This is a genomic window from uncultured Schumannella sp., from assembly GCF_905479755.1.
In the GTDB taxonomy this organism is placed as follows: domain Bacteria; phylum Actinomycetota; class Actinomycetes; order Actinomycetales; family Microbacteriaceae; genus DCRR01.
In genome coordinates this window covers 48,697-69,777 of sequence record NZ_CAJQNT010000028.1, presented here as the reverse complement: position 1 = coordinate 69,777, position 21,081 = coordinate 48,697, and the positions used below count along the sequence as shown (strand labels likewise).

General features: G+C 70.3%; 20 protein-coding genes and 1 tRNA gene. 10 read left to right on the top strand and 11 right to left on the bottom strand.

Translation table 11 applies throughout. The annotated features are described in order from the left end of the window. The 8 genes from QZ258_RS08365 to argS form a co-directional block, all read right to left on the bottom strand. On the bottom strand, positions 1-332 hold a 332-nt coding region (locus QZ258_RS08365), incomplete at its 3' end, for a Rho termination factor N-terminal domain-containing protein (RefSeq protein WP_294180503.1). Positions 333-478: 146 nt separating this feature from the next. Beyond that, entirely contained in the window at positions 479-1,432 is a 954-nt protein-coding gene (gene thrB / locus QZ258_RS08360) for a homoserine kinase (RefSeq protein ID WP_294180499.1), read from the bottom strand. Then, on the bottom strand, positions 1,429-2,523 hold the full coding sequence (gene thrC / locus QZ258_RS08355; protein WP_294180497.1) for a threonine synthase: 1,095 nt from the start codon (positions 2,521-2,523) through the stop codon (positions 1,429-1,431). Before thrC ends, thrB begins: the two co-directional genes overlap by 4 nt. A 4-nt stretch (positions 2,524-2,527) precedes the next feature. After that, complete coding sequence (locus QZ258_RS08350; RefSeq protein ID WP_294180495.1) at positions 2,528-3,871, bottom strand: homoserine dehydrogenase; 1,344 nt, start codon at positions 3,869-3,871, stop codon at positions 2,528-2,530. After that, positions 3,868-5,286, bottom strand: coding sequence for a diaminopimelate decarboxylase (lysA, locus tag QZ258_RS08345; protein ID WP_294180493.1), 1,419 nt, complete (start codon positions 5,284-5,286; stop codon positions 3,868-3,870). The genes QZ258_RS08350 and lysA overlap by 4 nt, the downstream gene beginning before the upstream one ends. Before the next feature lie 105 nt (positions 5,287-5,391). Continuing rightward, positions 5,392-6,183, bottom strand: a complete 792-nt coding sequence (locus QZ258_RS08340; protein WP_294180491.1) for a DUF2993 domain-containing protein — start codon at positions 6,181-6,183, stop codon at positions 5,392-5,394. Then, positions 6,176-7,021, bottom strand: a complete 846-nt coding sequence (locus QZ258_RS08335) for a DUF2993 domain-containing protein (protein WP_294180489.1) — start codon at positions 7,019-7,021, stop codon at positions 6,176-6,178. The genes QZ258_RS08340 and QZ258_RS08335 overlap by 8 nt, the downstream gene beginning before the upstream one ends. 2 nt (positions 7,022-7,023) lie before the next feature. Continuing rightward, the gene (gene argS / locus QZ258_RS08330) at positions 7,024-8,676 is read right to left on the bottom strand and encodes an arginine--tRNA ligase (RefSeq protein WP_294180486.1); all 1,653 of its coding nucleotides are present in this window, start codon (positions 8,674-8,676) and stop codon (positions 7,024-7,026) included. A gap of 66 nt (positions 8,677-8,742) precedes the next feature. Here argS and QZ258_RS08325 point away from each other — a divergent pair, with 66 nt between their 5' ends. Beyond that, a complete protein-coding gene (locus tag QZ258_RS08325) occupies positions 8,743-9,339 on the top strand; it encodes a hypothetical protein (RefSeq protein ID WP_294180483.1) in 597 nt (198 codons plus the stop codon). Here QZ258_RS08325 and QZ258_RS08320 read toward each other — a convergent pair. Further along, complete coding sequence (locus QZ258_RS08320) at positions 9,332-10,138, bottom strand: transglutaminase family protein (RefSeq protein ID WP_294180482.1); 807 nt, start codon at positions 10,136-10,138, stop codon at positions 9,332-9,334. The genes QZ258_RS08325 and QZ258_RS08320 overlap by 8 nt on opposite strands. A gap of 23 nt (positions 10,139-10,161) precedes the next feature. On the opposite strand from QZ258_RS08320, the gene QZ258_RS08315 reads away from it, so the two are divergent. After that, a tRNA-Arg gene (locus tag QZ258_RS08315) sits at positions 10,162-10,237 on the top strand. Between the two features lie 15 nt (positions 10,238-10,252). Here QZ258_RS08315 and QZ258_RS08310 read toward each other — a convergent pair. Further along, positions 10,253-11,683: a helix-turn-helix domain-containing protein gene (locus tag QZ258_RS08310; RefSeq protein ID WP_294180479.1), complete on the bottom strand. Its 1,431-nt coding sequence runs from the start codon at positions 11,681-11,683 to the stop codon at positions 10,253-10,255. 125 nt (positions 11,684-11,808) lie between these two features. Here QZ258_RS08310 and QZ258_RS08305 point away from each other — a divergent pair, with 125 nt between their 5' ends. The 8 genes from QZ258_RS08305 (at position 11,809) to QZ258_RS08270 (ending at position 20,664) form a co-directional block, all read left to right on the top strand. Then, a complete protein-coding gene (locus QZ258_RS08305) occupies positions 11,809-13,704 on the top strand; it encodes a phosphoenolpyruvate carboxykinase (GTP) (RefSeq protein WP_294180477.1) in 1,896 nt (631 codons plus the stop codon). Positions 13,705-13,784: 80 nt separating this feature from the next. After that, the gene (locus QZ258_RS08300) at positions 13,785-14,378 is read left to right on the top strand and encodes a sigma-70 family RNA polymerase sigma factor (protein WP_294180475.1); all 594 of its coding nucleotides are present in this window, start codon (positions 13,785-13,787) and stop codon (positions 14,376-14,378) included. Continuing rightward, a complete protein-coding gene (locus tag QZ258_RS08295) occupies positions 14,368-15,114 on the top strand; it encodes a hypothetical protein (protein WP_294180474.1) in 747 nt (248 codons plus the stop codon). Before QZ258_RS08300 ends, QZ258_RS08295 begins: the two co-directional genes overlap by 11 nt. A gap of 74 nt (positions 15,115-15,188) precedes the next feature. Then, positions 15,189-17,174, top strand: a complete 1,986-nt coding sequence (locus QZ258_RS08290; protein WP_294180472.1) for a TPM domain-containing protein — start codon at positions 15,189-15,191, stop codon at positions 17,172-17,174. A 30-nt stretch (positions 17,175-17,204) separates the two neighbouring features. Beyond that, the gene (locus QZ258_RS08285) at positions 17,205-17,930 is read left to right on the top strand and encodes a PspA/IM30 family protein (protein ID WP_294180469.1); all 726 of its coding nucleotides are present in this window, start codon (positions 17,205-17,207) and stop codon (positions 17,928-17,930) included. A gap of 75 nt (positions 17,931-18,005) precedes the next feature. Next, complete coding sequence (locus QZ258_RS08280; RefSeq protein WP_294180467.1) at positions 18,006-18,845, top strand: arginase family protein; 840 nt, start codon at positions 18,006-18,008, stop codon at positions 18,843-18,845. A gap of 9 nt (positions 18,846-18,854) precedes the next feature. Then, positions 18,855-20,270, top strand: a complete 1,416-nt coding sequence (locus tag QZ258_RS08275) for an NAD(P)/FAD-dependent oxidoreductase (protein WP_294180466.1) — start codon at positions 18,855-18,857, stop codon at positions 20,268-20,270. Further along, the gene (locus QZ258_RS08270; protein WP_294180464.1) at positions 20,260-20,664 is read left to right on the top strand and encodes a Fe-S oxidoreductase; all 405 of its coding nucleotides are present in this window, start codon (positions 20,260-20,262) and stop codon (positions 20,662-20,664) included. Before QZ258_RS08275 ends, QZ258_RS08270 begins: the two co-directional genes overlap by 11 nt. Here the strand turns inward: QZ258_RS08270 and QZ258_RS08265 are convergent. After that, positions 20,651-21,007 carry an SIP domain-containing protein gene (locus QZ258_RS08265; RefSeq protein WP_294180462.1) on the bottom strand — a complete coding sequence of 119 codons (357 nt, stop codon included), beginning with the start codon at positions 21,005-21,007 and terminating at the stop codon, positions 20,651-20,653. The two genes, QZ258_RS08270 and QZ258_RS08265, sit on opposite strands and share 14 nt — an antisense overlap. Between the last annotated feature and the right edge of the window lie 74 nt (positions 21,008-21,081).

Here is a 21,081-nt window from a genome sequence, read left to right as displayed (position 1 = left end):
CGGCGCGCGGGCGCGGCGGCCGCAGCCTCGGCCGCGGGCGCGGCGGCGTCGGCCGGAGCGGCGTCAGCCGGAGCGTCGGAGGCCGGAGCCGCCGCGTCGCTCGACTCCGCGGCCGCGGGGGCCTGCTCCGTCACCGCGGGGGCGTCGGCGTTCGTGTCGACGGCAGCGCCGTCGTCGTTTTGGGCGAGGATGTCCACGAGTTCTCCCTTTCGGAGCTTGGCAGCACCGGTGATCCCCCGCTCGGCCGCGAGAGCCTGGAGTTCGGGGAGGCGCTTGAGCGCGAGCTCAGCGCGGGCATCCGCGGCAGGGGCGGAGGCGTTGACGTCAGTCACGGTGCAGGGTTCCTTTCGGCCCGGGCACAGAACATCCCGGGGTTCAGCGCCGTCGGCTGCGGAGTCGGATGCACGAATAATGCGGAAACCGCGGTCGGCGAGTGCCGGTGAGATCGCACCCTGTCGCGGGTTCGCGTCGCTGAGCTCTAGGCCACAGCTTCGATCGGGTGCGAGACCACTGTAGCACCACGGAAGTCGACGGCGAGCACCAGGCAGTCCCAGGTGGTCGTTGCGTTCTTCTCGATGAGATCCGTGGCGAGCAGGCGCTGGGCAGGATCGCTGCCGAGCACCAGGATCGAGGGACCGGCGCCGGAGACCACCGCGGCGAGGCCTTCGGCCCGCAGCATGCGGATCAGCGCATCGGTCTCGGGCATCGCGCTCGCCCGATAGCTCTGGTGGAGCTTGTCCTCAGTGGCTTCGAGGAGAAGTTCCGGACTCTGAATGAGCGCGGCGATCAGCAGCGCCGAGCGCGAGACGTTGAAGATCGCGTCCTCGTGCGGAACCGACACGGGCTGAAGGCTTCGCGCGAGCGCGGTCGACATCGTCGTCTCGTTCGGCACGGCAACCAGTGGCGACACGCCGCGGTGCACGATGAGCTTCTTGTGCCGAGGACCCTGCGGGGTCATCCAGGCGATCGTGAGGCCGCCGAACAGCGCGGGGGCGACGTTGTCGGGGTGGCCCTCGAGTTCGGTCGCGAGCGCCAGCAGCTGCTGCGAGTCGAACTCGACGACGCCCTCGAGCAGACCCTTGGCCGCCATGATGCCGGAGACGATCGCGGCACCACTGGAGCCCATCCCCCGACCATGCGGAATCGCGTTGCGCGCCACGAGGTCGAGACCGGGAAGCTCGTGGCCGACGGAGGCGAAGGCGTGCGCGATGGAGCGCACCACGAGATTCGACTCGTCGGTCGGGACCTCGCCCGCGCCGACGCCCTCGACGCGCACGCGCGCACCGGGCTCGGCGCTCGCGGTCACCTCGAGCTCGTCATACACCGAGAGCGCGAGGCCCAGGGTGTCGAAGCCCGGTCCGAGGTTCGCCGTGGTCGCCGGCACCTTGACCGTGACCGTGCGGCCCACGAGCGGGCCCGCGGTCGAGGTCACGACGACGCCGAATCGGCGGGGTTCTTGGCGAGCCCGAGGACCTCGGCGATGCTCGCCGTGTCGACGGGAACGCTCGTCGGCTGGATCTCAGCACCATCCGGCGTGCGCAGGGCCCACTGCGGGTCCTTCAGTCCGTGCCCCGTGACCGTCAAGACGACGGTGGCATCCTTCGGGATCGCGCCCGCGGCCGAGCGCTCCAGAAGACCGGCCACGCTGATCGCCGAGGCGGGCTCGACGAAGATGCCGACCTCGGCCGACAGGATGCGGTGCGCCTCGAGGATCGTGTCGTCGTCGATCGCCCCGAAATAACCGCTCGTGAGGTCGCGCGCTTCCAGCGCCAGCTCCCACGATGCCGGGTTGCCGATCCGGATCGCGCTCGCGATCGTCTCGGGGTGCTTGACGACCTCGCCGCGCACGATCGGCGCGCTGCCCGAGGCCTGGAAGCCGAACATCCGCGGAAGCTTCGTCGTGACTCCGCGATCGAGTTCCTCGCGGTAGCCGCGCGTGTACGCGGTGTAGTTGCCGGCGTTGCCGACCGGGATGAGGTGGAAGTCGGGGGCGTCGCCCAGCACCTCGACGACCTCGAACGCGGCCGTCTTCTGGCCCTCGATGCGGTCGTTGTTGACCGAGTTCACGAGGTGCACCGGGTAGTTCGCGGCCAACTCGCGCGCGATGTCGAGGCAGTCGTCGAAGTTCCCCTGCACCTGCAGCAGCTCGGCGCCGTGCGCGATCGCCTGGGCGAGCTTGCCCATCGCGATCTTGCCCTCGGGCACGAGCACGGCAGCGGTGATGCCGGCGTGCGTGGCGAAGGCCGCGGCCGACGCCGAGGTGTTGCCGGTCGAGGCGCAGATGACGGCCTTCGCGCCGTGCTCGACGGCCTTCGAGACGGCCATCGTCATCCCGCGGTCCTTGAACGAGCCGGTGGGGTTCATCCCCTCGAACTTGACCCAGACACGCGCACCGGTGCGCGCCGACAGCGCGGGCGCCGGGATGAGCGGGGTCCCGCCCTCTCCGAGCGTGATGATGGGCGTCGCGTCGGTCACGTCGAGCCGATCGCGGTACTCGTGCAGCACTCCGCGCCACTGTGCCATGTCGTTAAAGTCCCTCTACTCGCAGAACGCTCGTCACCTCGGCGACGACCTCGCTCGCCTTCAGGGCGGCGACAGTGTCGGCCAGAGCGGCCTCGGTGGCCTCGTGCGTTCCGATGACCAGGGTAGCGGTCGGCGCTGGGGCCTCGGTGCCAGCCTCGTGGACGTGCTCCGGTTCGGTGGCGACCGACTGCTGCACCGCTTCGACCGAGACCTCATGGGTGCTGAACACGGAGGCGATCTCGGCGAGCACGCCGGGGCGGTCGAGCACCTGCAGGGTGATTTGGTAGCGCGTGGTCACACTCGCGATCGGCAACACGGCGAGGTTGGCGTGGGTCGACTCCGCCACCCCCGGACCGCCGATGACGTGGCGGCGCGCGGCCGAGACGACGTCGCCGAGAACGGCGGATGCCGTTTGGATGCCGCCGGCACCCGCGCCATAGAACATCAGGCTGCCGGCCGCTTCGGCCTCGAGGAAGACGGCGTTGTTGGCGCCGTGCACCGCCGCGAGCGGGTGCGTCGCGGGGATCAGGGCGGGATGCACGCGGGCGCTCACGCCCTCGACTCCCGTGACCGGATCCACGAGCCGCTCGCACACGGCCAGGAGCTTCACGACGAAGCCGGACTTCTTGGCGGCCACCACCTGGTCGCGCGTGACTCCGAGGATGCCTTCGCGGTGCACGGCATCCAGCGGAACCGTGGTGTGGAAGGCGAGGCTCGCGAGGATCGCGGCCTTCTGCGCGGCGTCGTAACCTTCGACGTCCGCCGTCGGGTCCGCCTCCGCGTAGCCGAGCTCCTGCGCGGTCGCGAGGGCGTCCTCGAGACTCGATCCTTCGGTGTCCATCCGATCGAGGATGTAGTTCGTCGTGCCGTTGACGATTCCGAGAATCCGGTGCACGCGGTCGCCCGCGAGGCTGTCGCGCAGCGGTCGGATGATCGGGATGGCGCCGCCGACGGCGGCCTCGTAGTACAGCTGCGCACCGACCTGGCTGGCGAGTTCGAACAGCTCGGGCCCGTGGGTGGCCAGCAGCGCCTTGTTCGCGGTGATGACATCCGCACCGGAGGTGAGCGCGAGCGTCAGGTACTCGCGGGCGGGCTCGAGTCCCCCGATGAGCTCGACGACGATGTCGGCACCGAGAATGAGCGAGTGCGCATCCGTCGTCAGCAGTTCGCGCGGGATGTCGATGTCGCGCGGGGCGTCGACGTCGCGCACGGCGACTCCGACGAGCTCCAGGCCGGCGCCGACGCGCGCGGCGAGCTCGTCGCCGTGTTCCAGCAGCAGACTCGCCACTTGCGAGCCGACCGAGCCGGCGCCCAGCAGGGCGATACGAAGGTTGCGGTATTCCATCATGCGCGGACTGCTCCCTGGGGTTGCGCGCCGAGATCACGGCGGAGAAGGTCGTCCTCGGTCTCGCGGCGAACGAGCAGGCGCGAACGCCCGTCCCGCACCGCCACGACCGCGGGTCGGGTGAGGTAGTTGTAGTTGCTGGCGAGTGAGAAGCAGTAGGCCCCGGTGGCGGGCACCGCGAGCAGGTCCTCGGGCGCGACATCGCCCGGCAGGTAGTCGTCACGCACAACGATGTCGCCGGACTCGCAGTGCTTGCCGGCGATGCGCACGAGCACGGGGGCCGCGTGCGAGGCGCGGCTCGCCAGGCGCACCGTGTAGTCGGCCTCGTAGAGGGCCGGGCGGGCGTTGTCACTCATCCCGCCGTCAACGCTCACGTAGAGGCGCGTCGCACTTGCCCCGCCGTCGAGGCTGACCTCAACGGGCTTCGTCGTTCCGACCTCGTAGAGGGTGACACCGGGCGTTCCGATGATGGCGCGACCGGGTTCGATCGCGAGATCCGGAACGGGGATGCCGAGCCTCGCGCACTCCGACCGGATGACCTGCGCGAAGTCAGCCGCGATCTCGGCGAGCGGGGTGACCTGGTCGACGCTCGTGTAGGCGATGCCGAATCCGCCTCCGAGGTTGAGTTCCGGAACGGGGCCGGACTCGAGGAGTTCGGCGTGCACCGCGAGGAGCCGCCGCGCCGCCTCGGCGAATCCGTCGGACTCGAAGATCTGCGAGCCGATGTGCGAGTGCAGTCCGAGGAAGGCGAGGCTGGCGTGTGAGCGGATGCGCGCCACCGCGGCCACGGCATCCGCGAGCGGGATGCCGAACTTCTGGTCTTCGCGCGCCGTCGCCAGGTACTCATGCGTGGAGGCGTGAACGCCCGAGTTGATGCGCAGCCGCACCGGCTGCACGCGCCCGGCGGCGTTCGCGGCCTCGGCGACCCGGTCGATCTCGATCAGACTGTCGACGACGATCGTGCCGATCCCGACGCCGACGGCGCGGTCGATCTCGGCGATGCTCTTGTTGTTGCCGTGGAACCCCAGCTCGGCCGGCTCGACGCCCGCGGCGAGCGCGACGGCGAGTTCCCCGCCGCTCGCGACGTCGATGCGCAGGCCCGCCTCCGACATCCACCGGGCGATCTCGGTCGACAAGAAGGCCTTGCCCGCGTAGTAGACGTGCACGGCCGCGCCGAGCGGTGCGAACGCCGCCGAGAACGAATCGCGTACGAGCGCGGCGCGGTCCCGGGCATCCTGCTCATCGAAGACGTAGAGCGGGGTACCGTACTCCGCAGCGAGCGCCGCGGCGCCCACGCCGGCGATGCGCAACTCGCCGGAGTCATCGCGCTCGGCGTGCGCGGGCCAGACCGCCGGGGCGAGCGCGTTCGCATCGACCGGGGGGCTGAGCCACTCGGGTGCCAACGGATTTGAAGTCACAACCTGCCTCACGAGGACGTCGGAACGAAGGGTGAGGCGAGCGAACCCGGATTGGTCCCTGAAGCCGTCAGACAGTCTACCGGGGGCGCGCGACCTCGCGAATCGCTAGTCGGTGCAGCTTCCGAGTTTGCGCAGCTCGGCGTCGGTGAACAGCTGTTTGTCGGCGCTGATCACGATGATGAGCTCCTCCCCCACGACGCTGACCCGATCGACGGCGAGCGCAACGGGCAGCCACCGCGCGATACACACGTCGCGAGTCTGAAAGACGGAGTCAACCAGCGGACCGTACTGCGCGCTCAACTCGGCAACGGTCGTCCGCGATCCGTTCAGATCAACCGTCGTCGGAGTGAAGCCGAGCTGGCCGTCGCGCGCGAAGGGCTCGATTCCGACCCCGAGATCGAATTGTGCGCCGAGCAGATTGAAACCTGTGCCGAGTTGAATCAGCCCCTCGTCCAGCTCGACACTGTTCACGGTCGCCAGCGTGAGCGAACTTGCGATCTGTCGCACCGAGTCCTCGCCCACGGTGAACGCGATCTGCACCCGGTCGATCGGCTCATCGATCTCCAGAGGGTTGCTGAGATCGATCGGGATGCCGGAAGCATCCAGCCGAACGCCGCCGGCGAGGTCACCGATCCGCACGTTGTCGACGCCTGCCGACACGCCCTCCAGACGCCCGGTCAGCACTTGCGCGATAACGGAGACTCCTGCGATGTCGATCTCGACGGGCTGGTCGCTGTCGAGACTGAGCACCTCTTCGATTTTCGAGGAGGCGATGTCGGCGACCTGACCGCGCACCCAATTATCGAGCCAGAAGAATCCACCGACCCCGACGGCAACCACGGCGAGAATGCTCCACAGCACGGGTCGCTTCGGCGCGCGCTCAGCTTGCTCACTCATCCGCTGGGCCACACGTTCCCCGCTCACCGGTCGCGCCGAGGGCGATGTCGCTCGCGCTGAAGGCCACCCGCAGCGAGTCGCCGACCACCTCGACGTCGTCGAGCACAATCGCGGCGGGCAGCATCTCGGCCAAGCAGATCGGCTCCTGCTGCAGGAACAGCCGTGCCAGGCTCGCGAACACCGGGTTGCTGGTCAGCTCCTCGGCGGTGAGCGACTCGTCGCCGAGTCGGAAGCTCGTCGGGCTGAACACGAGCGCCCCGTCGTCGATACCGGGTTCGACGCCGAGACCCACGCTGAACTCGAAACCGAACAGCTCGAGAGTGGTGGTGACGACGATCTCGGGGGCATCGAGCGTGATGCTCTCCGGCTCCAGCCCGCTCAACTGCGCCGCGACCGCCAACAGCGCGCCCGCGTCGATCGTGAAGCGCCCGGTGATGAGCCCGGTCGGCGCCGTCTCGTCCAGCGGCACCGACTCGGCGTGCACGTCGAGCGACCCGGTGAGATCGCCAAGGGTGAACTCCGCGATTTCGACATCGATCTCGTCAAGGCGCCCGGCGATGAGCTGCGGGATGACGGGCGAGCTTCCGAGCTCGACCTCGACGTCGTCGGCCGAGTCGAGGTCGAACTCGGTCGCGATGCGCTCGGCCACCGTGTCGGCGACGATGCCGCGCGCCATGCCTTCCGCCACGAGCGCGGCGACGGCGAGAGCCAGCACCACGACGCCGGCGAGCACCCACGGCCAGACGCGCCGCCGCTTCGGCACGCGCGTGATCGCGGTCGACGAGACGACCATCGTCTCGGAGGAACGCGGCTGAGGTGTCTCGGGCGCCGTGCTCACGGCTACATCTTCGCGGGCGCGCTGACCCCGAGCAAGGCGAGTCCGTTGCGAAGCACCTGACTCGTGGCCTCATTGAGCATCAACCGGGATGCGTGCACCGGCTCGATCGGCGCCTCGCCGAGCGGGATCACGCGGCACGCCGCATACCAGGTGTGGTACGCCCCGGCGAGCTCTTCGAGGTAGCGCGCGATGCGGTGCGGTTCGCGCAATTCGGCGGCCTGACGCACGATGCGCGGGAACTCCGCCAGCTGCCCGAGCAGCGCGCTCTCGGTGTCGTGGTCGAGGGTCGCCGCGTCGAAGGCCTCGGTCGTGACGCCCGCCTCGGCCGCGTTTCGCGCGACGGCGCGCGTTCGAGCGTGGGCGTACTGCACGTAGAACACCGGGTTGTCGTTGGTCTTCTTGGTGAGCAGGTCGAGGTCGATGTCGAGCTGGCTGTCGGCGGAGCTTCGCACCAGGGCGTAGCGCGCGGCGTCGACGCCCACCGCCTCGACGAGGTCTTCCATCGTGACGACGGTGCCCGCGCGCTTCGACATCCGCACCGGTTCCCCGTTGCGCACCAGGTTGACCATCTGGCCGATCAGGATCTCGAGGTTGACGTACGGCTCGTCGCCGAACGCGGCCGTCATCGCCATGAGCCGCTTGACGTAGCCGTGGTGGTCGGCCCCCAGCATGATCAGGTTGCGCTCGAAGCCGCGCTCGCGCTTGTTGAGGTAGTAGGCCAGGTCACCCGAGATGTAGGCGCCCTCGCCGTCGCTCTTGATGACGACGCGGTCCTTGTCGTCGCCGAATTCGGTGGTGCGAAGCCAGGTCGCCCCCTCCGACTCGAAGATGTGGCCCAGCTGGCGCAACCGCTCGACGGCGTGCTCGACGGCACCGGATTCGTGCAGCGAGTCCTCGTGGAAGTAGACGTCGAAGTCCACCCCGAAGTCGTGCAGGCTCTGCCGGATCTCGCCGAACATCATCTCGACCCCGAGGGCGCGGAAGTGCTCGGTCTGCGCCGCGCGATCGAGCCCGGCCAGGTCGATCTCGCTGGCGGCCACCACGCGTGAGGCGATGTCGTGAATGTACTGCCCGCCGTAGCCGTCCTCGGGCGCGGCCTCGCCGAGATACGAGGCCACGAGGGACCGGGCGAAGCGGTCGATCTGGGCGCCGTGGTCGTTGAAGTAGTACTCGCGCGTGACGAGGCCGCCCTCGGCCTCGAAGACGCGCGCCAAGGAATCGCCGACGGCGGCCCAGCGGGTGCCGCCGATGTGGATCGGCCCGGTCGGGTTGGCCGAGACGAACTCGAGATTGATCGTGACGCCCGCGTAGAGGTCACCGCGGCCGTACGACTCGCCCGCCTCGACGATGCGCGCCGCGGCGACGCCGGCGGCGGCGGCATCGAGCGAGATGTTGACGAAGCCAGGTCCTGCCACGGAGGCATCCGCGATGCCCTCCACCTTGGCGAGCGCGGCAACCAGGTCGGCAGCGAAGTCGCGGGGCACCCGGTCTAGACGCTTGCCGAGCTTCATCGCGACATTCGACGCCCAGTCGCCATGCTCGCGGTTACGCGGGCGCTCGAGCGTCACATCGGCGTCGGAGATCTCGCCCGCGCGCTCCCCCGCGACCTCTCGGGCGGCGTGGAGGACGACAGCAGTCAATTCGGCGGGATTCACGAGGGACGATCCTATCTGCCGGGCGTGGCGTGCACGGGCACGCGTCGACAACCGCACAATGGTCGGGTGCTGAATCGAGTCCCTCGTCATCGTCTCGCTCTGACCGCCGCCGTCGGCTGCCTGCTCGCTCTGACCGGCTGCGCCGTGGCCCCCGCCCCGCTCCCGGGCGCGAGCGCGTCGAGCGCGACGAGCAGCCCCGCGCCGAGCACGACGACGAGTGCGACCCCGTCGCCGACACCCGACTCCCCCGACTCGATCCCGCTCGTCGTCGCGTGCTCCGAGCTCATCTCGGCCGAGACGATGTTCGAGTTCAACCCCAACTTCGCGGCGCTTGCCGCGTGGACGCCCGAAGCCGGCACCCCGGGTGCGACCGCGCTGGCCGCCGACGGGGTCGCCTGCCGCTGGGTGCGAGAGTCCGGAGGTGCGAGCGTCGATCTCGCCGCCTCCCTCCTCGGCGACGCGGCCCTCGCCGCCGCGATCGACGCGCAAACCGGCACCGCCGTCGCGTTCGGCGATCAGGCCTTCTTCTCCTCCGGCGCCAACGACCGCGGAACGCTCGTGGTGTTCTCCGGTTCGGCCCGCCTGGTGCTTTCCAGCGAGTACTTCGGTGAGGCGGGCGATGCGACCTCGCTCGTCGAGTCCGCGCTCCGCGCGCTCAACTGAGTTCGACGAGCTCCGTCGGGTCGTCCGGCTCGAGCCCGGGCACCGACGCGTCCACCCGCAGCTCGGTGAGGTCGATGTCCGCGAGAGTGTTGGTCAAGAAGGCGGTGTCGGCCGCATCGCGTCCCGTCGCGATGCGTACCATCGCCCGGCGCGGGGCAAGGCGCGTCGCATCCACGAGCAGCCAGCGGTCGTCGACGAGCGCCTCGACCACGGCGTGGAAGTCCATCGGGACGAGGCCCGGCGCGTACACCGCCACGAAACGCGCCGGGACATCGAGCGCCCGCAGCAGCGCCAGCACGACGTGCGCGAAGTCACGACAGACGCCGACGCCGGAGGCGAGAGTCGCCTCCGCTCCCCCGCGCCAGGCCGAGTCGGTGGGTGCGTAGCGCAACCGCTCGTGCACCCAACGCTCCACGGCGAACACGAGCTCGACTCCCGACAGCCCGGAGAACTGCTCGCGCGCGAAGGCGGTGAGCGCGTCGGCTTCGACGTAACGACTCGGGCGCGCGTAGGTGATCGCATCGAGCGGGTCGACCGGGGTGGGCGAGGCGCGACCCACGCTCGCACGGTAGCTGACGCGGAGTTCGCCGGCCTCGGCCGCTCCGACGTGCACCCGCGTCCCGTGCGGGCCGACGATCTCACGCACGGGGATCTCGTGGCCGTCGACCGTCACCGAGAGGGACTCGACGACCCCGGCGTGCGCCTCGGCGACCGCGACCGAAAGCACGAATTCGGTGTAGGCGACCACCGTCGCAGCGAACTCGGCGCGAACGACGCGGTCAGGGTCGAACGGGGCCATACTGCTAATCTAGTTCCGCATCCGCCCTCGTAGCTCAGTGGATAGAGCGCTTCCCTCCGGAGGAAGAAGTCGCACGTTCGAATCGTGTCGAGGGCACCACCACCCCACCGCGGATCACTGCCCCGCGTGCGCTTCGAGGAACTCGTACAGTTCGCGGTCGTCGACCCCGGGAAAGGTTCCCGCCGGGAGCGGCGAGAAGATGTGCGCGTGCACCTTGGCGCTCGACCAGGCTCGGCCCGACCAGCGCTCGGACAGCTCGCTCGCCGGCCGCTTGCAGCAGCTGAGTTCGGGGCAGGTGGAGCGGTAACGCACCTTCGTCTCACGCCCGCGGAACCATTTGGACTCGGCGAAGGGCACGCCGAGCGTGATCGAGAACTCTTCGGCCGCCGCGGAGCCGGTCTGCGTCGACTCGAAGTAGGTGCCCGCGGGGGTATCGGTGTACTGGTAGTACTCGGTCGTCCGGTTGGTGCGTTCGAAGGCCTCGCGCGCGCTCCACTGCCGGCAGACGATCTCGCCCTCGATCGAGCCGGTGGCATCCACCGGGAGGGGAAGGTCGTCGTTCTCGTAGGCCTTCGAGATCGACCCGTCGCCCCCGACGCGCAAGAAGTGCAAGGTGATTCCGAGGTGTTCGGTGGCGAGGTTGGTGAAGCGCAGCGCGGCGGCCTCGTGCGTGACGCCGAAGGCATCCCGGAAGTCTTCGATCGCGATGTTGCGGTCGTTCTTGGCGTCTCGCAGGAACTCGAGCGATTGGGTCAGCGGCATCAGGCACGCCGCCGCGTAGTAGTTGATCTCGAGGCGCTGCCGCAGGAATTCGGCGTAGCTCGTCGGCGCCGCATGGCCGAGCAGCCGGTGGGCCATCGCCTGGAGCGCCATTGAGCGCAGGCCGTGACCGCCGGGAATCGACGCGGGGGGAAGGTAGATGCGGCCGTTCTCGAGGTCGGTCACGGACCGCGCCGAGTGCGGCAGATCGTCGACGTGGACGAGTTCGAAGCCGAGCCGCTCCGCCATGCGACTGACGGATCGGTGTGTCAGCGCCCCCGTGGAGTGCCCGACCGCGCGCAGTTCCTCCTCGGCGAGCACCTCGATGTCGGGCAGATAGTTGTTGCGGGTGCGCATGAGCGCCCGCAGCTCGGTGTTGGCGCGACGGGCCTCCTCGGGCGTCGCCACCGCTTCGCGCGCCCGTCGCTCGATTTCGCGGTGCAGACCGACGATCGCGCGCAGCACGTCGTCGGTCATCGCTTTCGAGGCGCGAAGCGGCGGGAGCCCGAGTTCGCGATAGGTCGAGGCGGTCTGCGCGCGTTCCAGTTCGATCTCGAGCGCCGCCCGCTCACTCGGCGGTGCCGATTCGAGAAGCGTGCCCACGGGGATCCCCAACTCGTCGGCGACCGCCGAGAGCAGCGAGAGGCGCGGCTCGCGGCGACCGTTCTCCATCAGGGAGAGCTGGCTGGCGGCGACGCCGACCGCGGCCCCCAGCTGATCGAGGGTGAGTCCCGCTTCGGTGCGGAAGTGCCGGATGCGCTGGCCAAGCGTCGCAAGATCCTTCATGTCTCCACAATAGCGAAAGATTTGGCGATCTTTTGCCGCACAATTCCCGCCTATCCCCGAAATGTCGGGCGAAAGTGGAGACAAGAAGAGATCTTGCCACCGGATCACGACACTACGGAGGAACGATGACCGTTCTCGACCGCCCCACCGCTCCCGTCTCGCACGACCGCGTCACCCCCGTGCCGTCGCCCGTTCCCACAGTCTCACCGCAGGCCGCATCGGCGCCGGTCGGAACGAACCCCAGGATCGTGTCGTGGGTCAACGACATGGCCGGTCTCGCCCAGCCGGACTCGATCGTCTGGTGCGACGGCTCACGCGGCGAGCGCGACCAGCTCCTGCGGACTCTCGTCGACAACGGCACCATCGAGCGACTCAACGCCGAGCTGCGTCCCTACAGCTTCCTCGCACGCAGCGATCCGAGCGACGTCGCGCGCGTCGAGTCGCGCACCTACATCTGCTCCGAGCGCGAAGAGGATGCCGGCCCCACCAACAACTGGGTCGATCCGGACGAGATGCGCATCACGCTCGCCGAGAAGTTCGCCGGCACCATGCGCGGGCGCACCATGTACGTCGTGCCGTTCTCCATGGGTCCGATCGGAAGCCCGCTCTCGCGCTACGGCATCCAGCTCACCGATTCGCCGTATGTCGTAGTGAGCATGGGCACGATGACCCGCATGGGGTCCGCCGCGCTCGAGCAGATGACCGAGAACACCTCCTGGGTGCCCGCGATGCACTCCGTCGGAGCGCCGCTGGCGCCGGGCGAGGACGATGTCGCCTGGCCGTGCAACTCGGAGAAGTACATCAGTCACTTCCCCGAGACGCGCGAGATCTGGTCGTACGGTTCGGCTTACGGCGGCAACGCGATCCTGGCGAAGAAGTCCTTTGCCCTGCGCATCGCCTCGGCCATCGCCCGCGACGAGGGTTGGCTCGCCGAGCACATGCTGCTGCTCAAGGTGACGAACCCGCGGGGTCGGGTCTTCCACGTCGCCGCGGCCTTCCCGAGCGCGTGCGGGAAGACGAACTTCGCGATGCTGAAGCCCAGCATCCCCGGCTGGAGCGTCGAGACGATCGGCGACGACATCGCGTGGCTTGCGCCCGGTGACGACGGCCGACTGCGCGCGATCAACCCCGAGGCGGGATTCTTCGGCGTCGCGCCGGGCACCGGCGTCGACACCAACAAGACCGCGATCGACACCCTCTGGGGGAACACGATCTTCACGAACGTGGCGCGCACCGACGACGGCGATGTCTGGTGGGAAGGGCTCTCCAAGACCCCTCCCGCCCACCTCACCGACTGGCAGGGCCGGGACTGGACTCCCGACTCCGGTCGACCCGCCGCGCACGCCAATTCCCGTTTCACCGTGGCTGCCGAACAGTGCCCGATCATCTCGGACGACTGGCAGGATCCGCGGGGCGTCGTCATCGACGCACTCATCTTCGGCGGCCGCCGAGCAAGCAACGTGCCTCTGGTGGCGGAGGCACGCGACTGGGAGCACGGCGTCTTCGTGGGCGCCACTCTCGCATCCGAGCAGACGGCGGCCGCCGAAGGCACTGTCGGCGAACTGCGCCGCGACCCCTTCGCGATGCTCCCGTTCTGCGGCTACCACATGGCCGACTACTGGCAGCACTGGCTCGACGTCGGTGCGCAGTTGCGCCGCACCGGCACCGTGCCGCGGGTGTTCCAGGTGAACTGGTTCCGCAAAGACGAGAAGGGTCGCTGGCTCTGGCCCGGGTTCTCCGAGAACAGCCGCGTCCTGGCGTGGATCCTCGACCGGGTCGACGGCCGCGCGCCAGCGATCGCCAGCCCGGCCGGCTGGATCCCCGCCGAGGGAGCGATCGACTACCGCGCCGCCGGGGTCAGCGATGACGACTGGGCCGCCCTGTTCGACATCGACCCGCAGGCGTGGCTCGCCGAGGCCGACGACACCGAGTCGTTCCTGGATGGCTTCGGCGACCGTGTGCCGGCCGCTGTGCGCGCCCAGCTCGCCGAGCTCCGCGCCCGACTGAACGCCGCGTCCTAGGCGCCCGCCGAGAAACCCGGCCGCACCCCAACGTTTCGCCGCACCTCGTCGTCTGACAGGGTGAAGGCAAGAAACGGGAGGTGGGTGTGCGCCGGGTTCCGGAATGGGAGCAGACGGTCGCGCGACTCGTGGACGAGCGCGGCGACGCGTTGCTGCGCTACGCGCAGCTGCTCTGCGGCGATCGCGAGGATGCCGCCGATCTCGTCCAGGACGCGCTCGTGCGCACCTTCGGTCGCCTGCGCAACGGGTTCTCGATCGAGAGCGCGGAATCCTACGTGCGACGAGCCATCCTGAACGGGGCCGTCGATCGAAGCCGCCGCCGGTCGAGGTGGCGCCGCATCGCCCCCCTCGAGTACCGACCCGATGAACAGGAACCCGACTCGCTGGCGAGCGAGACGCGCCTCGACTTGCACGACGAACTACGCAAGCTGAGCCCGCGCGAACGCGCCTGCATCGTGCTGCGCTACTACGACGATCTCAAGGTCGACGACATCGCCGCCGAACTCGGCATCAGCGCCGGCACCGTCAAGCGCTACCTGAGCGACGGTCTGGCCAAGATGGCGATCACCCTCGCCGACGATGGCACTCGCGCCGACCGTCTGGGCCCCGCGGGAGCGATGCCGCCGCCGGCGTCGCGCTCGCTGACCGACCGTGGAGGACTCCGTGGCAACTGAATCCGACCTTCGCCACCGTTTCCGCGACCCCGACGCTCCGGCCGGCACGGTCGACGTCGAGGCCGTGATCCGTCGGGCCCGCGCCCGGCGCCGCCCGCGCGCGATCGCGGCGGCGGGCGCCTCGACGCTGGCCGCCGTGGCGATCGTCGTCCCGCTCACGCTCGTCGGCATCGGCTCCCTCACCCCGACGGAACCGGACGCGACGCTCGCGGGCGGCGCGGCCGACTCGGCCCTCGGGACCGACGAAGTGCAAGAACGCGCGCCCGTGTCCCGCATCAATCTGTGCGAGGGCACCATCGCCGAGGCCGCCCCGTTCGACAGCGGACTCGCTCTCGCGCTGCCGACCACGGCCGTCGAGGCGGGGGGCGATCCGGTCATGATCGATGTCACGCTCATCAACACGAGCGATGCCGAGATCCGCGGGACCGTCCTCGGCGAGCCCGCCCTCACCCTGAGTGACGAGGGCATCGTCGTCTGGCACAGCAACGGTCCGAGCACCGCCACCGGCGAGGCGCGGCCGTTCGCGCTCGAGCCGGGCGAATCGGCGACCTTTGCGGCGCGCCTCGACCTCGTGCAGTGCTCCATCGAGGACGACGAGGGCGAGGAGTTCCGACCGGATCTCCCGGCGCTGCCGGGGGGCGACTACGCCCTCACCGCACTGCTGGAGATCGACCTCGGCGACGGCGCGGGGCCGATCCTGGTCGGGGCGCCTGCCACAGCGATCCGCGTCGAATGATCGGTCGCGGCCGCCCGGAGTCGCCGAAGAACACGCGTCGAAACGTCACCTTTTCTCGATAGGATTCCTCCCACATGCCATCGGGAGGAGCCCGGATGCTCGGCCGCACCAGCGCTGTCCTTGCCGCCGCGGGAATTATTGTGGCGAGTCCGCTCGCCGCCGCGGCCGCCCCACTGACCGATCCGGTGGATCTGGGCGGAGCCTATGTGTACGACTCCACCGGGGTCGTCGGCACCGACAACGCGGCCGTGACCGCGGCGCTCGACGAGCTTTACGAGTCCACCGAGTCGCAATTGTTCGTCGTCGTGGTCGACACGTTCACCGGCGCCGACGACGCCCAGACCTGGGCCGACGAGACGGCCGCCGTGAGCGGACTCGGCGACGCCGACGCCCTGCTCGCGATCGCCGTCGACGATCGCACGTTCCGCTGGTCGGTCAGCGAGAGTTACCCGGTCAGCGACGCCGCGCTCGACCAGATCGCGAGCGAGCGCCTCATCCCCGAATTGCGCGACGATCGCTGGACCGAGGGCATCATCGCCTTCGCCGAAGGGCTCTCCGACGAGATGACCAGCGGCCCCTCGCTGCTCCTCCCGGTCGTCGGCGGCATCGCGGTGCTCGGCATCGGCACCGCCGTCGTCGTCGGCGTGCGTCGGCGCCGTCGCGGCAGCGCACGGGCACCCGAGGAGCAGAGCCAGGCGCAACTCGATCGCACCGCCGGAAGTCTGCTCGTCGAACTCGACGATGCGCTGCGCGAGAGCGACGAGGAGCTCGGCTTCGCCGAAGCCCAGTTCGGCGCGGCCGCGACCGCCGAGTTCCGTGCCGCGCTGCAGTCGGCGCGCGAGCAGGTGCAGCGCGCCTTCGCGATCCGCCAACGACTCGATGACGCCGAGGCCGAAACCGCCGAGGAGCGCCGCGCCCTGACCGTCGAGCTGATCGAGCTGTGCACCGCGGCGGATGCCGCGCTCGACGCGCACGCGGACGCCTTCGAACAGCTGCGCGACCTGGAGGCGAACGCCGCCGCGGTCGTGACCGACCTCACCGCGGCCCACGCGGCGCTGCCCGCCCGACTCGCCGCGGCCGAGACCACGCGGAGCAGGCTCGCCGAGCGCTTCGGCGACGGCGCCGTCGCCACCGTCGCGAGCGCGGTCGAGCAGGCCCGCGAACTCGAGGCCTTCGCGGCGACATCCCTCGCCGCCGCCCGCGACCAGCTCGCGGCCGGAAGTTCCAGCGAGTCCGCACTCTCGGTGCGCGCGGCGCAGCAGTCGATTGCCCAGGCTGAGCAACTCGCCCAGAGCGTCGAGACCCTCGATGCCGAGCTTCCGAAGATTGTCGAGCGGCGCGACGCCGCGGCGACGGAGCTGCGCACCGACCTGGCCGAGGCGCGGACGCTCGCGGCTGGCAGCAGCGGCTCGGCCGATGCCTCGGCACTCGCGGCCGCGGTCGCCGACGCCGAATCGGCATTGGACGCCGTCGACGACCACGACCCGTCGAGCGCTCTCGCCGCCCTGGACGCGGCGGATGCGGCGCTCACCGCCGCGCTCGCGACGGTACGGGAGCGGCACGAGCGCCAGGCTCGCGCGCAGCAACAACTCGGACGCACGCGCGAGACCGCCCTCGAACAGCTCGCGGCAGCGCAGTCGTTCATCTCGACCAGGCGCGGCGGCATCGGCGCCGCGGCCCGCACGCGCGTCGCGGAGGCCGAACGTCACCTCGATCGCGCCGCGAGCCTCGAGGCCGACGACCCCGAGGCCGCCCTCGCCGAAGCGCGACTCGCGGCCGACAACGCGCGCGAGGCGCTCCGTGTGGCGCGCTCCGACGTTGCCGGATTCACCGGGGCGAGCGGCTCGAGCGCCGCACCCCAGCTCGCCACCGCGGTGCTCGGCGGGCTCCTCGGCGGCAGCCTCTCCGGCTCGGGCGGCGGACGGCGACCGAGTAGTGCGCGCGGCACCTCGCGCGGGGGATTCGGCGGCACGTCCCGACGCGCCTCCGGCTCGACGCCGCGGCGCTCCACCCCGCGTGCCCGCAGTTCCTCCCGCCGCGGAGGCGGCGGCCGTTTCTAGACCCCATCCATCCACTCAGGAAGGCACACCATGGCAAAGCAATCGATTCTGGGCCGCATCTCGCAGCTCATGCGCGCCAACATCCACGCACTGCTGGACCAGGCCGAAGACCCCGAACTCATGCTCGATCAGCTCGTGCGCGACTACACGAACTCCATCGCCGAGGCAGAAAGCGCGGTGGCGCAGACGATCGGCAACCTGCGTCTGATGGAGCAGGACCACGCGGAAGACGTCGCTGCTGCCACCGATTGGGGCCGCAAGGCTCTCGCGGCGAGCACCAAGGCGGACGAGCTGCGCGCGGCCGGCGACACCGGCGACGCCGACAAGTTCGACAAGCTCGCGAAGATCGCCCTCGGCAAGCAGCTGGCGGCGGAGAACGAAGCGAAGTCGGCCGAGCCGACGATCGCCTCGCAGAACGAGGTCGTGGCCAAGCTCAAGGACGGCCTCGACGGCATGCGGTCGCGCCTGGGTGAGCTCACGGCCAAGCGCAACGAACTGGTGGCGCGATCCAAGACGGCGGCCGCGCAGAGCCAGGTCCACGACGCGATCAAGAGCATCGACGTGCTCGACCCGACCAGCGAGCTGGGGCGGTTCGAAGAGAAGGTCCGGCGCGAGGAGGCGAAGGTCCTCGGCCAGCAGGAACTTGCGGCCTCGAGCCTGGATGCGCAGTTCGAAAGCCTCGAGGATCTCGACAAGCAGACCGAGATCGAGGCCCGACTCGCGGCGCTCAAGTCGGGTGGCGCGCTCGAGTCGTAGCAGGATCGAGACGGAGCATGCCGTGACGGCGCACATCCTCGGGGCCCGGCCAGGGTCCCGACGTAGAGTGACGGGGTGAGCGTGCGCTATCTCGTCGTGCCGCAGTGGCAAGGGTCGCCGTCGGATCGAGCAATGACGCTCATCGACGGCGCCCGGGCCATCGCGAACGACCTCCCCTCGTCCGTGACGACGACCCTCGACGTGCCGCTGGAGGCGGGCGACGCCGAGGGCACCGGAATCCATCGCCACAGTTCCCTTCGCCTCGTGCAGGAGCGCTTCGCCCGGGCGCTGCATGACGAGCACTCCCCCGTGATCGTGATCGGCGGCGACTGTGCGGTGAGCTACCCGGCGGTGCGGCACGCCGCTGCGACCGGGGATGCGGGCGACCTCGCCCTCGTCTGGTTCGACGCCCACGGGGATTCGAACTCCGTCGAGTCGTCGGGCTCGAAGGCCTTCGCCGGGATGACGGTCCGCGCGCTCGCCGACGACGGCATCGTCGGAGGCTCCCGCATCGTGCTCGCGGGCACTCGCGCCTGGGACGACGCCGAGCGGGCGTGGGTCGCCGAGGCAGGCGTGAGCGCGATCCAGGCCGACGCGATCGCTGGGACAGGTCCGCTCCTCGATGCCGTCGCCGCGAGCGGGGCTGCGCGCCTGTATCTGCACATCGATGTGGATGTTCTCGACCCCTCCGAAATCACGTCGACGGCCTGGGCCGAACCCTTCGGCGCCAGCCTCGAGGGGCTCCTCGCCGCCGTGCGCGCCCTACGCGAACGCTACGCGCTGGCCGGGGCCACGATCGCGGGATTCTCTCCGCGCGATCCGGAGTCGACCGCGGGCGATCTCGCCACCGTGCTGCGCCTGCTCGGCGCGCTCACCGCGCGCGGAGGTCAGCCAACGGGAACCACCGAGGGCTAGCTTCGACAGATGACAACGCGAGAATTCGACGTCATCGTGATCGGGGCGGGCGCGATCGGTGAGAACGTCGCCGATCGCACCGTGCAGGGGGGCCTTCGCACGGCCATCGTGGAGGCCGAACTCGTCGGCGGCGAGTGCTCGTACTGGGCCTGCATGCCCTCGAAAGCGCTACTGCGCGCGGGAGCGGTCCTGCGCGCCGCGCGCGCCGTGGAGGGCGCGAGCGCCGCCGTCACGGGTGCGCTCGATCCGCGCGGCATTCTGGCGCGCCGCGACCGGATCGTGCACGAGTGGAACGACGACTCCCAGGTGGCCTGGCTGAACGGGGCCGGGATCGAGCTCGTGCGCGGCCACGCCCGACTGACCGGCGAACGCACGGTGGCGGTCACGGCGGCCGACGGCACCGTGACCGAGCTCACGGCTCGCCACGCGGTGGCGATCAGCACGGGCAGCGCCGCGGTGCTGCCGGAGATCCCCGGCCTCGCGGATGCCTCGCCCTGGACGAGTCGCGAGGCGACGAGCGCGAAAAGCGTTCCCGAGCGGCTCGCAATCATCGGCGGCGGTGTCGTCGCCGCGGAGCTCGCGACCGCGTACGTCGATCTCGGTTCGACGGTCACCCTGCTCGCGCGCAGCACGCTGTTGAGCGATCAGGAACCGTTCGCCGGCGACGCGGTCGCCGACGCTCTCCGCGCGCGCGGCGCGACCGTCTCGCTCGGGACCGTGCCGGTCTCGGTCTCGCGCGACGAGGCGGGCGTCCACCTGGAGCTCGATGACGGATCAGTTCTCGACGTCGATGAGGTGATCGTCGCGACTGGCCGCGTGGCGCGCACCGAGGACCTCGGGCTCGAGGCCGTCGGTCTCGCCCCGGGCGACTGGCTCGAGGTCGACGACACGTTGCGCGTGCGCGACTTCGACTGGCTCTACGGCGTCGGCGACGTGAACCACCGTGCGCTGCTGACGCATCAGGGCAAGTATCAGGCCCGTGCGGCCGGGGACGTGATCGTCGCGCGCGCGACGGGCGCCGACGTCGACGACGCCCCGTGGGGCCGCCACGTGGCGACGGCGGATGCCCGGGTCGTGCCCCAGGTGACGTTCACCGATCCGGAGGTGGCCTCGGTCGGGCTGACGGCCGCCGCCGCCGAGCAGGCCGGGATCCGCATCCGCGTTGTCGACTACGACCTCTCCTGGGTGGCCGGCGCCACCGCGCAGTCGGACGACTACCAGGGCCACGCGCGGGCGGTCATCGACGAGGACCGTCAGGTGCTGGTGGGCGTGACCTTCGTCGGGCCCGGCGTGGGCGAGATGCTGCACGCGGCAACGATCGCCATCGCGGCGGAGGTTCCGCTCGAGCGGCTCTGGCACGCGGTTCCGGCGTATCCCACCGTGAGCGAAGTCTGGTTGCGGTTTCTGGAAACCTATGGCCGCTGACGGGCGCCTTCGCCGCGCGGCGCGGGCGGTCGTGTGCTGGCCGCCGATCGCCCTCGCGGGGTTCGCGGTCGCGACGGTGCTCGCCTTCTCGTGGGGGTGTCTGTGGCTCGGGCACTACCAGCACCGCGCCGGAGTGCACTTCTTTCAGAACCTGCCGCGTTGGGCGTTCGGCCGCGGCGGCACCACGATCGGTGCGGTCTACCTGACGCGCACCAACACGAGCGACCGTGTGCTGGAGCATGAGCGCGTGCACGTCGAGCAGTGGCGGCGCTACGGACTCGCGTTCGTCCCGCTCTACCTCGCGGCGGGGCGCGAGGCGACGCGCAATCGATTCGAGATCGAGGCGGGGCTGGAACTCGGCGGCTATCGGCCGCGGCGCGCTACTGGTTCGTGAGGGTGCGGGCCGCGCGGTCGCCGGAGAACCAGGCGTAGACGCGATGGGTGCGCTCGACGTCGGTGGGTAGCATTTCGGCGAGCCAGGCCTCCGCCGCCGCCGCCGCGGTCTGCCCGCGATCGGCGTCGAGCCAGGTCACGCACACCCGACCGGGAGCCCGGAGCGCACGCGGATCGGCGCCCCCGTTGGCCTGCACGAAGACCCGGCCGCGGCTGCGCGGCGGCAACGTCGCGAGCACCGTCTCGACCAGCTCGAGGTCGTCGGCCGTCGCGGCGAGCAACACGACATCGCCGGGAGCGGGGTTCCAGGCGATCGTGGCGGGCAGCAGGTCCGAAAGCAGCATCGCCCTCAGTATAGGTAAGGCTTGGCTAACTTGTCTGGCAGGTGACCGTGACCGCCGCGGGAGTGCCGCCGAGG